Annotated in this window: 13 protein-coding genes; 5 read left to right on the top strand and 8 right to left on the bottom strand. The window is 31.8% G+C overall.

Going from position 1 to position 15,291, the window contains the following annotated elements; translation table 11 throughout:
* Positions 1-15 precede the first annotated feature (15 nt).
* The 6 genes from V8G69_RS13410 to V8G69_RS13385 all read right to left on the bottom strand — a co-directional run bounded on the left by V8G69_RS13410 (position 16) and on the right by V8G69_RS13385 (position 6,837).
* A complete protein-coding gene (locus V8G69_RS13410; protein WP_394882540.1) occupies positions 16-1,020 on the bottom strand; it encodes a VWA domain-containing protein in 1,005 nt (334 codons plus the stop codon).
* Positions 1,020-2,699, bottom strand: a complete 1,680-nt coding sequence (locus V8G69_RS13405; protein WP_394882586.1) for a BatD family protein — start codon at positions 2,697-2,699, stop codon at positions 1,020-1,022. The genes V8G69_RS13410 and V8G69_RS13405 overlap by 1 nt, the downstream gene beginning before the upstream one ends.
* A gap of 7 nt (positions 2,700-2,706) precedes the next feature.
* Positions 2,707-3,573, bottom strand: a complete 867-nt coding sequence (locus tag V8G69_RS13400; protein ID WP_394882539.1) for a DUF58 domain-containing protein — start codon at positions 3,571-3,573, stop codon at positions 2,707-2,709.
* Entirely contained in the window at positions 3,573-4,430 is an 858-nt protein-coding gene (locus V8G69_RS13395; RefSeq protein ID WP_394882538.1) for a hypothetical protein, read from the bottom strand. Before V8G69_RS13395 ends, V8G69_RS13400 begins: the two co-directional genes overlap by 1 nt.
* A 93-nt stretch (positions 4,431-4,523) precedes the next feature.
* Positions 4,524-5,525 (bottom strand): AAA family ATPase, encoded by a 1,002-nt coding sequence (locus V8G69_RS13390; protein WP_394882584.1) that lies wholly within the window; start codon positions 5,523-5,525, stop codon positions 4,524-4,526.
* 187 nt (positions 5,526-5,712) lie between these two features.
* Positions 5,713-6,837: a DUF4382 domain-containing protein gene (locus V8G69_RS13385; protein WP_394882537.1), complete on the bottom strand. Its 1,125-nt coding sequence runs from the start codon at positions 6,835-6,837 to the stop codon at positions 5,713-5,715.
* A gap of 344 nt (positions 6,838-7,181) precedes the next feature.
* Between V8G69_RS13385 and V8G69_RS13380 the strand changes: the two genes are divergently transcribed.
* From V8G69_RS13380 to V8G69_RS13370, 3 genes are read left to right on the top strand one after another with little or no spacing between them, the layout of a single operon-like run.
* On the top strand, positions 7,182-9,236 hold the full coding sequence (locus V8G69_RS13380; RefSeq protein WP_394882536.1) for a M13 family metallopeptidase: 2,055 nt from the start codon (positions 7,182-7,184) through the stop codon (positions 9,234-9,236).
* Between the two features lie 22 nt (positions 9,237-9,258).
* Entirely contained in the window at positions 9,259-10,011 is a 753-nt protein-coding gene (locus V8G69_RS13375; RefSeq protein WP_394882534.1) for an SDR family NAD(P)-dependent oxidoreductase, read from the top strand.
* 29 nt (positions 10,012-10,040) lie between these two features.
* Positions 10,041-11,174, top strand: a complete 1,134-nt coding sequence (locus V8G69_RS13370; protein ID WP_394882533.1) for an ATP-binding protein — start codon at positions 10,041-10,043, stop codon at positions 11,172-11,174.
* A 154-nt stretch (positions 11,175-11,328) separates the two neighbouring features.
* Here V8G69_RS13370 and V8G69_RS13365 read toward each other — a convergent pair whose 3' ends face one another.
* On the bottom strand, positions 11,329-12,882 hold the full coding sequence (locus tag V8G69_RS13365) for an aldehyde dehydrogenase family protein (RefSeq protein ID WP_394882531.1): 1,554 nt from the start codon (positions 12,880-12,882) through the stop codon (positions 11,329-11,331).
* Between the two features lie 123 nt (positions 12,883-13,005).
* Between V8G69_RS13365 and V8G69_RS13360 the strand changes: the two genes are divergently transcribed.
* A complete protein-coding gene (locus V8G69_RS13360) occupies positions 13,006-14,058 on the top strand; it encodes an isoaspartyl peptidase/L-asparaginase family protein (RefSeq protein ID WP_394882530.1) in 1,053 nt (350 codons plus the stop codon).
* On the top strand, positions 14,051-14,374 hold the full coding sequence (locus V8G69_RS13355) for an antibiotic biosynthesis monooxygenase family protein (protein WP_394882528.1): 324 nt from the start codon (positions 14,051-14,053) through the stop codon (positions 14,372-14,374). The genes V8G69_RS13360 and V8G69_RS13355 overlap by 8 nt, the downstream gene beginning before the upstream one ends.
* Here V8G69_RS13355 and V8G69_RS13350 read toward each other — a convergent pair.
* Positions 14,364-15,272: an endonuclease/exonuclease/phosphatase family protein gene (locus V8G69_RS13350; RefSeq protein ID WP_394882527.1), complete on the bottom strand. Its 909-nt coding sequence runs from the start codon at positions 15,270-15,272 to the stop codon at positions 14,364-14,366. The two genes, V8G69_RS13355 and V8G69_RS13350, sit on opposite strands and share 11 nt — an antisense overlap.
* Positions 15,273-15,291: the final 19 nt, after the last annotated feature.

Below are 15,291 nucleotides of genomic sequence, written 5' to 3'. Positions count from 1 at the left end.
TGTTTTTTATCCTACTTAAACAAAACTTCTAAAAATTGTAGATCGCAACAAAAACTCTATTAGCAATAAAAATCCAGCCAAAATCACTAATGGTCGAAATTTTTCCTGATAATTATAATATTTGAATTCATCAATATCGGTCTTTTCAAGCTTATTAATCTCTGCATAAATTTCTTCTAACTTTTCGTTATTGGTAGCTCTAAAATATTTTCCGCTGGTTACGTCTGCAATTTCCTTAAGTAAAGCTTCATCTATTTCTACAGGAACACGTCCATACTGAAAATCTCCATTTGGTAAAATGCCTATTGGAGATAAGGCCGTTCCATTGGTTCCTAATCCAATCGTGTAAACTTTTATACCATATTCAACGGCTAATTCACTCGCAATTTTTGGGTCTATAAACCCTGAATTATTGACTCCATCTGTTAATAATATAATGACTTTGCTTTTTGCTTTGCTGTCTTTTAACCTATTAACTGCTGTTGCCAAACCAGAACCTATCGCTGTACCACCTTCTATTACGGTATTATATCTAACATCTTTTAAAGACCTTAAAATGATCGCTTTATCGCTTGTAATTGGGGTTCTTGTATAGCTTTCACCTGCATATTCAACCAAACCAATTCTGTCATTAGGCCTGCCTTTTATAAATTCTCCAGCAACTTTTTTTAAAGCCTCTAATCTGTTAGGCGATAAATCTTTTGCCAACATACTGGCAGAAACATCAATAGCCATAACAATATCAATCCCTCTTGTTGTTTTCGTTTTTGTAGAAACGTCAACCGTTTGAGGTCTTGCAATGGCCATTATAATTAAAGCTAGTGCCAATAATCTTAAAACAAACAACAAATGTTTTAGTTTTGGCAACCATGAATTTGTAACCTTAAACCCTTTTAAGCTTGATATTTTAAGCTCAGCGGTTTGTTTTTTGTGCTTAATAATATACCAAAGAATAGCTACCGGAAGTAGTAAAAACAACCAGAACAAATTTTTATTTACAAATTCAATGCCTTCAAACATTATTCTTTAGGTTTAATAAGTTCTACTGAATTTAAGATTCGCTCTACTATTTGGGCAGCATATTCATCACCTTCTCTCCAAGATAAAATAACCTCTTGAATTACATTGTTAGAGTTAAAAGCAAGTATAATATAATTCCCTCTTGATAGATTTTCAGTTGATCCAAAAGGAAAATCAGCATTTCCATAAGTTTTCAATCCTTCAGCCCCATTTGGTGTTACAAATTGTTTGTCTTTAACAATGATGTTTTGAACACCACCTTTCTCCCATGTTTTAATGTTATTTTCAACTACTTGTTTTAAATCTACTTTACTTTCTTCTTTTTTATCACCTTGGTTTTGAGTTTTTACTATTGAAGTTGCAACTACAATATTGAATCGTTCTATTAAACTGCCATAACCAAACATAGTTACTTGAGTTTGTTGAGCAATTTCTTTAGGTAATTCTGGTGAAATTCTCTTTAATACTTTTGGCGTTGAAATGGCTATTGGAGGAACACCATAATCACTTGTTACCCATTCGCCTTCAAGCAATTCTAAGCTATTATTTCCTATGATGGTGTCTTTTACATAACTAAATCCATATTTAATACCAAATCCAACAAATGTTGCCATTAAAAGAAATACACATACAGCAACAGTTAATAATATTTTTTTGCGTTTTTCTTTTCTTTCTAATTCTTCCCTATATTTTTCGTCAAGCAATTTTTCTTCTTCAGAAGCTTCAGGTAAAACTTCTTTTACATGATCAATTTCTACATCAATCGTTTTTCTGTCTAATTCTGCTAAAGAAACATCTGGTTTAGATTTAGCAAATTTTACCAAATCGGCACGTTTTAAAATACTTTCTATGTTTTTAATGGTTTCCTGACTTAAGTCTATTTGATTTCCTTCTTTTAGTAATCTTAGTCTGCTTACAAGCTCGTCTGTTGTACTTTCCATAGAATGGTCATACACCTTTTCATCTAAATACTTTCTAACTATAAGTGTTAATTCTGAATAGTATTCTTTGAACTCCTCTTGTTTTAAATAAGGACTCGTTTCTAGTTTTTTCAAAGCAATTTTTGCTCTATCGTATGGAGGAAGCAAGGCAATTTGCTCTTCTTCTGTGAGTGGTTTTTTTCTCCATAAAAACCAATATAATAAACCGGCGACAACACCAATGGCTAATAAAACAATTAATAAATATTTCCACCATTGACTAGCAGATTTTTTAACTTCTATGATTGGTTTAATATCGTAAAGCCCTTGTTTGGTAGAATCAACCAGAATATTTCTAACCTCAACCTTTAAAGAATCGGTAAAAAATGTTTTATCTCCAATAATGATTTTTTGGCGAGGAATGGTATAGGCTCCAGAATCAAATTGGGTTAATGCATATTCTTTAATAAGATTGTATTTGTCCTTTTGTTTAATAGTATCTGTTTTATAAGAATCAATCACCTCTAAAGGCGTAAATGATTGTCCTTCTGGAAATACCACTAAACTGGTTGTATCAGTTTCTACCTGAATTTTATAGGTTACTTGTGCTCCAATTTTTATTGATGTTGAATCTATAGAAGCTTTTACTTGAGAAAACGATACTAAAGAAAACAGGAAAAAGAATGTAAACAAAACGACCAATGACGGAGAACCGAAAATGGATGCTTTTTTATTCATAACTCTGAAATCGTAATTCATAGATTGTTTAGGCTCTAGCTTTAAAATATCCCAATAATTTTTTAACATAACTTTCATCAACACGGCAATCAATGGCTCCTGCTCCTGATTTTGAAAAACTATCTTTATAATAATCTACGCGTTCACGATAGTATTTTCCATAATTTAGTCTTACTTTTTTTGATGCAGTGTTTACCAACATAAGCTCTCCTGTTTCACCATCTTGCATTTGAACCATTCCTAAATTTGGAATACTCTCTTCTCGTTTATCATATACACGTATGCCAGTAACATCATGCTTTTTTGATGCTATTTTCATGGTATGTTGAAAATCATCTGCAATAAAATCAGAAAGCACAAAAACGATGGCTCTCTTCTTCATAACACTTGATAAAAACTTTAAGGCTTCAGCAATATTGGTTTCTTTGCTTTGAGGTTCAAATTCAATAAGTTCACGAATAATTCTTAATACATGTGAACGTCCTTTTTTGGGCGGAATATAAAGTTCAATTTTATCAGAAAACAAAATCAAGCCTATTTTATCATTATTTTGAGTGGCTGAAAAGGCTAAAGTTGCAGCAATTTCTGTGACTACTTCGTTTTTAAATTGTTCTTGTGTTCCAAAAAATTCTGAACCCGAAATATCGACCATTAACACCATGGTTAATTCACGCTCTTCTTCAAAAACTTTTATAAATGGTTCGCTATATCTGGCTGTAACATTCCAATCAATATTTCTTACATCATCTCCATATTGATATTGCCTAACCTCACTAAATGTCATACCACGGCCTTTAAAGGTAGAATGATATTCTCCCCCAAATATATGATCAGACAATCTGCGTGTCTTAATCTCTATTTTTCGTACTTTTTTTAAAAGCTCCTTGGTATCCATTATCTCACTGATTCATTAATATCAAACCGATGTTTGTTCTCATTTAATACGTCTAATACTTTATCTAATTTTATTTTGCCATAATTCTCAAGCAATAACTCATGTGTTCCATCTACTGTATTTATAATTAATTTTGATGGATTATATTGAATACCTGGAATTGTAAAATAACTAACAATATCCTTCCAATAAACTAAAATTTTATCATCTTTATATGATATTAGGGTATCATTGATTTTAAGAATAAACTTATACTTATATATTTTATATAAATCTAATCCAATTAATACCAAAAAAACACTCGCCAATATTAAAGAGTTTTTTAAATTATATTTTCCTGCTAGACACATATAAAACAAACCTATCATTAGTATTAAATAAATAAGGATATTCCATTTAAGCGTGCTTTTAAAAATTGTTTCTCTTAAAATAGCATTATTAATATCTCTTACTAATACTTTTTCAGAATTTAACCTTTTATAAAATCTTAATAACTCTTTCTTTTGCTTTTCAGTTTTAATTTCGATTTTCCTGAAAAAAGGTCTTTCATCAATTAAATTTTTTATTTGAGCTTCTCTATAAAATCTATGAATATCTTTTACATTATTTCCTGCCCAAATTTTATATTTTACAACATTAATTGACCACCATGATATTGGAACAATAACTCCTAAAACGAAGCTACTTATAGATAAAACTATAAATAAAATACTGTTTTTATCGTCTCTAAAAAAATACATTAAAGCTGCAGGGGTAACTAAAAAGAAAAACAGCATCAAAGATATAGATGGCATTACCAACCATTTATTGCCTTTTTTTAAAGCTTCGGAGACTTTTATGTTTTGATGATTATTCAATGTAACTTATTATTAGTATCCATAAGGAATATTCAATGTTAAATATTTAAAGCTCAAGGCACAATTCCCATTGAACTTAAAACTTTGAACTTTTTAAGGTACTTCTATTTCGTTTACAATTTTGTTGATGATGTCGACTGAAGTTACATTTTCAGCTTCGGCTTCATAGGTGAGACCTATTCTGTGTCTTAATACATCATACACAACTGCTCTAACATCTTCTGGGATAACATAACCACGACGTTTAATAAAGGCATAACATTTGGCAGCAACTGCTAAATTAATACTACCACGAGGAGAAGCTCCAAAAGAAATTAAAGGTTTTAAATCAGGCAGTTTGTATTTTTCTGGGTAACGAGTGGCAAAAACAATATCAAGAATATATTTTTCAATTTTCTCATCCATGTAAACCTCTCTAACCGCTTTTTGAGCTTTCAATATTTGATCAATTGAAACCACTGAATTTACCGTATCATAACCTCCTTTTAAGTTAGCTCGGACTATCATTTGTTCTTCCTCTATTTTAGGATAATCGATCACTGTTTTCAACATAAACCTGTCAACTTGGGCTTCTGGTAATGGATATGTTCCTTCTTGTTCAACAGGGTTTTGAGTTGCCATTACTAAAAATGGCTTATCAAGAATAAAAGTTTCATCACCAATAGTAACTTGTTTTTCCTGCATGGCTTCAAGTAAGGCAGACTGTACTTTTGCCGGTGCTCTGTTTATCTCATCAGCTAATACAAAATTTGCGAAAATTGGCCCCTTCTTAATTGAAAAATCATTAACCTTTATGTTATAAATCAATGTTCCAGTAACATCAGCAGGTAATAAATCTGGAGTAAATTGTATTCGGCTAAATGAACCATCTATAGCTTTAGCCAACGTATTAATAGCTAATGTTTTTGCTAATCCTGGAACACCTTCAAGTAATATGTGCCCTTGTCCTAATAAACCTATTAACAGTCGTTCAACCATATGTTTCTGACCTACAATAACCTTATTCATCTCAAGCATTAGTAAATCAACAAAAGCACTTTCCTTTTCTATCCTCTCATTAATAGTTTTAATATCAATTATACCTGTTTCTTCCATCATTTTTTAAATTTTTTAAAGCCCGAATATAGCACGCTTATTTGAGCATTGCAAATTGTTAAAATTTTAAATGGTATGCTGTTAACAATTGGTTAAAATATTTTGGGTTTTCAGTTAATAATAGGTTAAAAACAAAGGGCAACATCAATGATGTTGCCCTTTGTAATGGATAAAACTATTTTAATATTTATTCTGCTACTAAAGTAATAGGGTCTAAAACTGTTTCGGTATTAGCCTCAACAACTACATCTGTAGAACTGTCTTTAGTATAATCTTGTGAAATATAGCCCGTAGCGCTAATGGTTACTTTGTAAGTTCCTACTGGAATACCTTCAATAAGAAATTCTCCAGCTTCATTTGAATCCATTGTTGCAATAACATTCTCTGTATCTTTTTCTTTTATGGTAATCGTTACAACAATATCATTTGTTACATCGCCGCTAATAGAACCTGGTTTCATGGTTAATTGAATAGGATCTGCAATAGTTGTGATTTCACCATTAACCACAGATACTCCGGTAGCCATTCCTTCAGCATAATCAGATTCAGAGTCAATTGGTGTTGCAATAACATCATAAGTTCCTGCTGGTACGCCCCATAAAGCAAATGCACCTGTTTCGTCTGTATTCGCTGAAATAATAAAATCATCATCTGTTTCTGGTGTTCCCATATCATCTACCAATACAGATACTGTTGAAGGCACATCGCTTGGTGCAACCGTTCCTTCTATAATGCCTGAACTTACTTCTGCACTAGCATAAAGTACTGGTTTTAAAATAATATTATCTGAATTACCTGCCATAACAATTGATTTATCTACATCAAAATCTAAAACATAATTATAAGTAAAGCCTTCTTCTATAACTGCATTTACTTTAACTTTTAGTCCTGATTGTTGTGCACTTGGTGTTTTTAATTCGAAAGTTTCTGGCACATCAGAATCATTTCTAATAACAATTGTATTACCATCACCTAATACTAAACGTATTTGTTTTAATGTTCCAACAGGAATTGGGAAACGCTCTACCAATACTTCATTAACGCCACCAGTAAGATTCAATAAATTAATTGGGCCGCTGTTAATCATATCTAAATTAATCCAACCACTGTCATCTTCGCTATCATCCATTTTAATCATAACCCCAACAACATTTACGTTAACTTCATCGAAATCTCCAGGAGAATCAACCAATTTAATCGAAATTGTAGGAGCTTCTAGAGATATGTTGTCCGATTCAGAATCTTTACATCCAAAAACGGATAACATTAAAAGTGATAGAAATACTGATTTTAATCTAATTAAAGTTTTCATAGTTTTCATAGTTTTTTATATTTACTCGAAGTTCGTTAATTATATACGCAGTCTTTTTATAAATTGGATTACCTCTTTCGGAAAAAATTCTTATCTACCTGACAGAGAGGACCTCTAAGAACTTTTTTAACAACTGCAATTCGTGTTTTTTGTAAATACAAAAACAATTATACAATTTTATATCGCTTTTGAGTATTTTTATATACGAATTGCATAAAAATCTATATCAAGAGTAAATGTTATCAAATTTTTAGACCTGAAGCATTCAGCCTTGAGTAAATTAAAATGACTGCTTTTTAATTTTATATATTTAACTGTTATTTTTTTAATCATCATCTTACAAAATGAAAAAATCTATTTATCCAATCTCATTTTTATTGTTTGCATTTATTTTAATTGCCTGTAATCAAAAAATCAAAAAAAATTCTAAAGACTTTACCGTCATTGACCCGCTAGTAACTCATATTGACTCCAGTTATTCTCCTAAAACCGATTTTTTCATGTTTGCCAATAACGGCTGGTTTAAAGAACACCCAATAAACCCAACTGATAGAGCCAACGGTATTTTTGTAACTATCCAAGACACCGTTAATGCTGCCATAAAAAAGATTTGTATTTCGTCTTCTAAAGCCAATGCCGAAAAAGGAAGCAACCAACAAAAAATTGGTGATTTTTATACTAGTGGAATGGATACCATTACTATTGAAAAATTAGGGTTATCTCCTCTTAAGGCTGAATTTGATAACATAGATAATATAACAAACCTTAAACAGCTTACAGAAGAAATTGCTCATCTTATAAAAATTGGCGCCTCTCCTTTATTAAGAATTGGTGTCGGTGTAGATGACAAAAACAGTCAACAAAATGCTTGTTTTTTTATTCAAGGAGGTTTAAGTCTTGGTCAAAAAGATTATTATTTCAATACAGATAAAAGAAATACAACCATTAGAAATAAATACCAAAAACATCTTGGTAAAATGTTTGAATTAATGGGCAATGATAGTATTAATTCAATCAATATTGCTAATACTATTATGCAAATTGAAACAGATTTGGCTCAACAGAGTAAGAAGCTCGAAGATTTAAGAGATCCTTACGAAAACTATAATAAAATTGCTGTTAGCAACTTAAACAACGCTTACAAAAATATTCTTTGGAATGAATTATTAAGTACCTGGAATCTTAAAAACGTTGACTCTGTTATAATTGGCCAACCTAAATTTTTTGAAAATTTAGGTGGTATTCTAAACAAATACAGTATTGATCAATGGAAAAATTATTGCAAATGGAATTTAATCAATGCCTTTGCAAGTGATTTATCAAAAGATTTTGCTGACGAAAAATTTGACTTTTATTCGACAACAATGACTGGAGTAACCAAACAAAAACCTAGATGGGAAATCATTGTTAAACAAACCAATAAAAATCTTGGAGAATTAATTGGTCAAGTTTTTATAAAAGACTATTTACCCAAGAATACAAAAGAAAAATTATTGGAAATAGGAGAAAACATTAAAAGTGTTTTCGCCGAAAACATAAAGGAATTAGATTGGATGAGCGATGAAACCAAACAAAAAGCGCTTTCTAAGTTGGCTAAAATAAACATGAAAGTGGGATATCCCGACAAATGGAAAGATATGAGCAGTGTAACCATTAGCCCTGAAAGTTATATTCAAAACATTATAAATGTTAATGTGTGGATGTTTAACAGAATGATTGACAAATACGGAAAGCCTGTCGACCGTTCTGAATGGAATATGTATCCACAAACTTATAATGCTTATTACAGTCCAAGTTTTAACGAAATTGTAGTGCCTGCTTGCAATATTATTGTTCCGGGATATGAAGGTAAAATGGCAGACGACGCTATTTTATACAGTATTATTGGTGGTTCTATTTTTGGGCATGAAATATCGCATGGTTTTGACGACCAAGGAAGTCAGTACGACGAAAATGGAAATTTACATAATTGGTGGACCACAGAAGACAGAGAAAAATTTAAAACAAAAACAAAATTAATTGTAGTTCAGTATAGCAATTATGTCGTACTTGATAGTCTTCATTTGAATGGTGAAGCCACACAAGGGGAAAACATCGCAGATTTAGGCGGACTTGTTGTAGGATATGAAGCTTTTAAAAGGACTCCTCAATTTAAAAACAACGAAATTATTGCTGGGTTAAATCCATCAGAACGCTTTTTTTTGGGTCACGCATTTGCTTGGATGATGAACCAAAGGGACGAATCGTTAGCCAATCGAATTATGAACGATGTGCATTCACCATATAAGTTTAGAGTAAATGGCGTAGTAAGTAATTTGGTTCCATTTTATGAGACTTTTCATGTAGAAAATGGAGACGATATGTTTAGGGCAAATTCTGTAAGAGTGAAAATTTGGTAACAATTAAAAATAAGAATATAAAATGAGTAAAACAGCTTTAGTTACTGGTGCAACAAGTGGCATAGGAAAAGCAACAGCTTATGAATTTGCTAAACACGGCATTCAATTAATCATTTGTGGAAGAAGGCAGGAACGCCTTGAAGCCATTAAAAAAGAACTTGAGTCTCTAACCAAAGTCTGCACTTTACAATTTGATGTTAGAGATAAACGCCAGGTTGAAAAAGCCATTGCATCATTGCCTAATGAATTCAAACAGATTGACATCCTAATAAATAATGCAGGTAACGCTCATGGCCTAGATCCTATACAAAGTGGGAGTCTTGATGATTGGGATGCCATGATGGATATTAATGTAAAAGGGTTGCTATATGTTAGTAAAGCAGTAATTCCTCAAATGACCGAAAGACAATCAGGGCATATCATCAATATTGGTTCGTCAGCAGGAAAAGAAGTGTATCCAAAAGGCAACGTGTATTGTGGCAGCAAACACGCTGTTTTAGCTATAACCGAAGGGATGCGAATTGATTTAAATCCGTTTGGAATTAAGGTCGGTGCTGTAAATCCTGGATTGGTGGAAACCGAATTTTCAAAAGTTCGCTTTAAAGGCGATAAAATTGCTGATACTGTTTACAAAGGGTTTAAAGCTTTACAAGCTGAAGATATTGCAGAGATTATTTACTTTGTTGTATCAAGGCCATATCATGTAAATATTGCAGATTTATTAGTATTTCCAACGGCTCAAGCTAATAGTACAACTTTGAAAAAGAATATATAAAATAGATTCTTGCGAACGCAAGATAAATTATGATTAACAAACGCCTACTTATAAAGCATCTTTTAGCTCATAATGATGAAAATAGCTTTTATGATAAAAAGCGTAGGATAGATATTAGCCATAAAGAAGGAAAAGCGAAGTTTTTAAAGCATATCTGTGCTTTATCAAACAGCAACCCAAAAAACAACTCTTACATTGTAATTGGCGTTGAGGATGAAGATAATACTATTGTTGGAGTAGATTTTTTTGATGACAGTAAAATACAAAACCTCATCAATGCTTATCTAACTAATCCCCCAATTGTTCAGTATGAAAATATTCCTTTTCCTCACTTACCAGACGATAAAGTAGTAGGGTTGGTAACCATTAGACCTATTGATAAAATAACCTCACTCAGAAAAAATATCTGGAAATATTACGGTGGTTCTGTTTTTTTTAGGGATGGTAGTATGAGTATGCCAAAAGTTTTTGATGTTGAAATAAAAGATATCAATTCAAAAATTGTTGAAGCCATTGAAAATAATGCTCAAAACAATATAGAACATACGCTTAATGGTGTTTTTGATTTTATGAATAAACGAAAAGATTACAATCCACAGTATAAAGTGTTTAAAGAATATTTTGTGGTATGTTGGGCAGGACAAAAAAAGGTTGTAAAAGAGGAAACATTTTTCTCTAGAGTCGATATTGAACTTGTAAATGAACAAGTGCGATTGTTTTTTTCAACTTTAGATGAAGTTTCAATAAGTTATGAAGAAGACTATTTTAAAATCATTGAATACGTGAATCTTGGTTTGCAAAACAATAACAAATACTATCAACTTGAAGAAACCATAATTCAATTTGAAAATAATGCCAATTATACTATTGAAACTAAGTTATTGTTTCATCCACCACAATATGATAAAAAAACATTACATCATATTTACAACAGTAATAATGCTATTTTAGAGAAGCTTAAAAAAGGATCGACGCTTTCAAAAATGGAAGAGTTAGATTTAAAAAATTTACCTGCCACATATTTGATTTGTTATCTAAACTTGTTCCATGATGCTATTGATAAACTTAACGAATCCAGACCTTTTCTAAAAAACTATAGCGAAGAAATTTATAACTCTTACAAAGAATCAATTAGGATTTTAAGGAAAGTAAAATACAGTTAAATTTCAAACTACATTTAACCATATCTTAACAATAAAAAGCATTACAAATCAATTTTTTTTTTGATTTTTGTAATGCTATTAATCAATTATAAACTAAACCTTGTCTCTCCCGAAAAAATCGGCATTGAAGCAAGGTTTTTTATTTCACTTTAATTTATAAATCAAACTTGATTCCTTGAGCTAATGGTAACTCAGTAGTATAATTTATAGTGTTTGTTTGGCGTCTCATATACACTTTCCAAGCATCAGAACCTGATTCTCTGCCTCCACCAGTTTCTTTTTCTCCGCCAAAAGCACCTCCAATTTCTGCTCCCGAAGTACCTATATTCACATTAGCAATTCCACAATCTGAACCTTGTACAGATAAGAAATATTCGGCTTCCCGTAAGTTATTAGTCATAATTGCCGAACTTAATCCTTGAACAACACCATTTTGAATTTCTATGGCTTTTTCTATATTTCCTGAATATTTTAATAAATATAAAACAGGGGCAAATGTTTCATGCTGAACTATTTTAAAATGTGGTTTTGCTTCAGCAATAGCAGGTTTTACATAGCATCCGCTTTCATAACCTTCTCCAGTAAGTACGCCTCCTTCAACCAAAATTGTTCCTCCTTCTTCCACTACACTTGATAATGCCTTTTGATACATTTTAACGGCATCAGTATCAATTAATGGTCCAACATGATTGGTTTCATCTAATGGATTTCCTATTCGTAATTGTTTATAGGCATCTGTAACTGCTGTTTTAACTTTGTCATAAATAGACTCATGAATAATCAATCTGCGTGTACTTGTACAACGTTGACCTGCGGTTCCAACTGCTCCAAAAACCGCTCCAATAACAGTCATTTTTATATCGGCATCAGGTGTTACAATAATGGCATTATTTCCTCCTAATTCTAATAATGATTTTCCTAAACGACCAGCCACTTCTTGAGCTACAATTTTTCCCATTCTGGTGGAACCTGTTGCAGAAATTAATGGTACCCTAGTATCTTTCGTCATAAATTCTCCAACTCTGTAATCTCCATTAATCAAACAAGAAATCCCTTCTGGCAAATTATTTTTTGAAAAAACTTCAGCTGCTATATTTTGGCATGCAATGCCACATAATGGTGCTTTTTCACTAGGCTTCCAAACACAAACGTCACCACAAATCCAAGATAATGCTGTGTTCCAAGACCAAACAGCGACTGGGAAATTAAATGCTGAAATAATTCCCACAACACCAAGTGGATGATATTGTTCATACATTCTATGTCCTGGACGTTCACTGTGCATGGTTAAACCATGTAGTTGGCGAGAAAGTCCAACAGCAAAATCACAGATATCAATCATTTCCTGAACTTCTCCCAAGCCTTCTTGAAGACTTTTTCCCATTTCATAAGAAACCAATTTGCCTAATGCCTGCTTTTTCTCTCTCAATTTATCTCCAAACTGTCGAACAATTTCACCTCTTTGAGGCGCAGGTGTCGTTCTCCAAATTTTAAATGCTTTTGTGGCAGCATCCATAACTTTTTCGTAATCTTCCTTTGTTGTGGTTTTAACCTTTCCTATTAATTGACCATCCACTGGTGAATAGGATTCTAAAATATCGCCGTTTGAAAAAGAAAGAGAACCCGTTGATGATCCCTCGTTAATATCTTTTACACCTAATTGATTTAATGCTTGTTTTATTCCGAAATCGGTAGCAGTAGCTTCCATATATGCTTGTTTTTTACGAATTATTTAATTTTGTTGTAAAGGTACTAATAAAAAGTTGTTTCAAATATAGACTTAGTTTTTAAAAAATGTAACTTTAAACCTTACTTTAAATTTCTTTTAACAATGAAAAATTTATTTGTTTCAATATTAATTTTCACGCTTTTGATTGGTTGTAAAAAAGGGAACGATCCAGTAGAATCAAAATTAATACTGGAGAAACAAAATGAGTTTGCAATTGTAATCCATGGTGGTGCAGGCACAATTTTAAAAAAGAATTTGTCTCCTGAAAAAGAAGCTGAATACAAGGCAAAATTAGAAGAAGCAATAAGAGTAGGGTACACTATTTTAAAAAATGGAGGAAGTAGTATAGATGCTGTTCAAAAAACCATTAACGTCATGGAAGATTCTCCTTTATTTAATGCAGGTAAAGGTGCTGTTTTTACTAATGCAGGGACTAATGAGCATGACGCCTCTATAATGGATGGAAAAACGCTAAATGCAGGAGCATCGGCTGGAACAAAAACAGTTAGAAACCCTATTAGTTTAGCAAGGGCTATTATGGATAATTCTCCTCATGTGATGCTTTCTGGAAATGGGGCAGAAGAATTTGCTGTTGAGCAAGGTTTACAAATCGTTGATCCAAGTTATTTTTACACAGAAAACAGATTTCAATCGCTTCAAAAAATTAAAAGCAATAAACCGTCTTCAATAAAACTTGACGAAAAAGATGCCTTTTACGACTCAAACATTAAAGATTCAAAGTTTGGGACAGTTGGTTGCGTAGCATTAGATAAAAATGGTAATCTAGCTGCTGGAACTTCTACTGGAGGTATGACAAATAAACGCTGGGGACGTATTGGCGACACTCCTATTATTGGCGCCGGAACTTATGCTAATAACAATACTTGTGCCGTATCAAGTACAGGTTGGGGCGAGTTTTTTATTAGAACTGTTGTGGCGTATGATATTTCGGCTTTAATGGAATATAAGGGGCTTTCATTAAGTGAAGCAGCAAAAAAAGTTATTCAGAAAAAAATACCTGATCTTGGTGGAGATGGAGGTGTTATTGCTATTGACAAGCAGGGTAATATGGTTATGGAATTTAATACTGCTGGTATGTACAGAGCCACTATGAATGATTTGGGTGAATTATATATAGGAATTTACAATGAATAAAAGCCTTCCACATTATGCGGTAATTTTTACCTCAAAACATTCTGAAAACACCGAAGGCTATTCAGAAATGGCTGAAAAAATGGAATTGCTAGCTAAACAGCAAGAAGGTTTTTTGGGCATTGACAGCGCTAGAAATGAAATTGGTATTACCGTAAGTTACTGGGCAAGTTTAGATGCTATTAAAAATTGGAAACAACAAACAGATCATCTTGAAGCGCAACAAAAGGGAAAAACAGAATGGTATAGTTGGTACAATGTAAAAATTTGTAAAGTAGAACGGGAATACAGTTTTAACAATCAAAAACCTATTGTTTAATATATGTTTTCAACATACTATGATCAGATTTTGTTGTGAAAATTTTCTCTGTTTTTAAAATTTTTAAATCTTTTGAGACCCAAATATGATCTAATGAAAGCAATGGTATATTGTAAAACCAGGTTTCTCTAAAACCATTACCCTTTTTATTAAATGCTTGGTTAAAATCTGTTTTAAGTTGTTTTAGATATATAGATTCATAAGGTGTATTAAAATCGCCCAAAACAATGGTGTTATTCTTTTCCTTGATTGATTTATTGATATATGTTAATCCCCATTCTTTAGGTACATCAAGACTTCCAATGGCATCAATTGCATAAAAATTAATCCCTGCAGTTTTAAAATTAATAACTGATGTGCTAAATTTTGAAGTGTTTTCACTTATACTATCCAATGGTGTTTTAGAAAAAATAAGCAGCTCTCTATCAGACCTATAAAAATGATATTTAGGATATTTTTTTTTTAATTCCTCAATATTGTTTTTTCTAAACTCTGCTAATACCATAACATCTGGAATATCTCCCTTTTCATTAAAAGCCATTTCAAAAGTGTTTTCTCTAGAAGTATTCCAAAACACTACTTCTAAATCCTTTTCTTTAATAGTATCAGGAATATGCACTTTAAAACTTTTACTTAACCATACCAGCAACAAAACCGAAGCTATAATTAAATTATATCGTCTCCATTGTTTAGTAAGAAAAAGGGTTAAAACTAAAACTACAACAATAATGACCGGTAAAGGAAACCCATAAAAAAATAACGAAGACCAAAAAGTACGCTCTTTTATAACAAAGTGACTTGTTATTAGGCTTAAAATAACCACAACATTTATGAGTTGTAAAATAACCCTTAAAACCGTTTGTATTATCTTAAAGGAAATCCTTTTGTTAACTACCATAAATAATTTTAAAAAAACA

Origin of the sequence: Gaetbulibacter sp. M235 (genome assembly GCF_043876835.1) — a bacterium.
In the GTDB taxonomy this organism is placed as follows: Bacteria; Bacteroidota; Bacteroidia; order Flavobacteriales; family Flavobacteriaceae; genus Yeosuana.
This window is presented reverse-complemented; position numbering and strand designations above follow the sequence as displayed.

Excerpts from the sequence above, each read along its gene's own strand:
- V8G69_RS13410 (WP_394882540.1), bottom strand. The coding sequence starts at position 1,020 with ATGTTTGAAGGCATTGAATTTGTAAATAAAAATTTGTTCTGGTTGTTT.
- V8G69_RS13405 (WP_394882586.1), bottom strand. The coding sequence starts at position 2,699 with ATGAATTACGATTTCAGAGTTATGAATAAAAAAGCATCCATTTTCGGT.
- V8G69_RS13400 (WP_394882539.1), bottom strand. The coding sequence starts at position 3,573 with ATGGATACCAAGGAGCTTTTAAAAAAAGTACGAAAAATAGAGATTAAG.
- V8G69_RS13390 (WP_394882584.1), bottom strand. The coding sequence starts at position 5,525 with ATGGAAGAAACAGGTATAATTGATATTAAAACTATTAATGAGAGGATA.
- V8G69_RS13385 (WP_394882537.1), bottom strand. The coding sequence starts at position 6,837 with ATGAAAACTTTAATTAGATTAAAATCAGTATTTCTATCACTTTTAATG.
- V8G69_RS13380 (WP_394882536.1), top strand. The coding sequence starts at position 7,182 with ATGAAAAAATCTATTTATCCAATCTCATTTTTATTGTTTGCATTTATT.
- V8G69_RS13375 (WP_394882534.1), top strand. The coding sequence starts at position 9,259 with ATGAGTAAAACAGCTTTAGTTACTGGTGCAACAAGTGGCATAGGAAAA.
- V8G69_RS13370 (WP_394882533.1), top strand. The coding sequence starts at position 10,041 with ATGATTAACAAACGCCTACTTATAAAGCATCTTTTAGCTCATAATGAT.
- V8G69_RS13365 (WP_394882531.1), bottom strand. The coding sequence starts at position 12,882 with ATGGAAGCTACTGCTACCGATTTCGGAATAAAACAAGCATTAAATCAA.
- V8G69_RS13360 (WP_394882530.1), top strand. The coding sequence starts at position 13,006 with ATGAAAAATTTATTTGTTTCAATATTAATTTTCACGCTTTTGATTGGT.
- V8G69_RS13355 (WP_394882528.1), top strand. The coding sequence starts at position 14,051 with ATGAATAAAAGCCTTCCACATTATGCGGTAATTTTTACCTCAAAACAT.
- V8G69_RS13350 (WP_394882527.1), bottom strand. The coding sequence starts at position 15,272 with ATGGTAGTTAACAAAAGGATTTCCTTTAAGATAATACAAACGGTTTTA.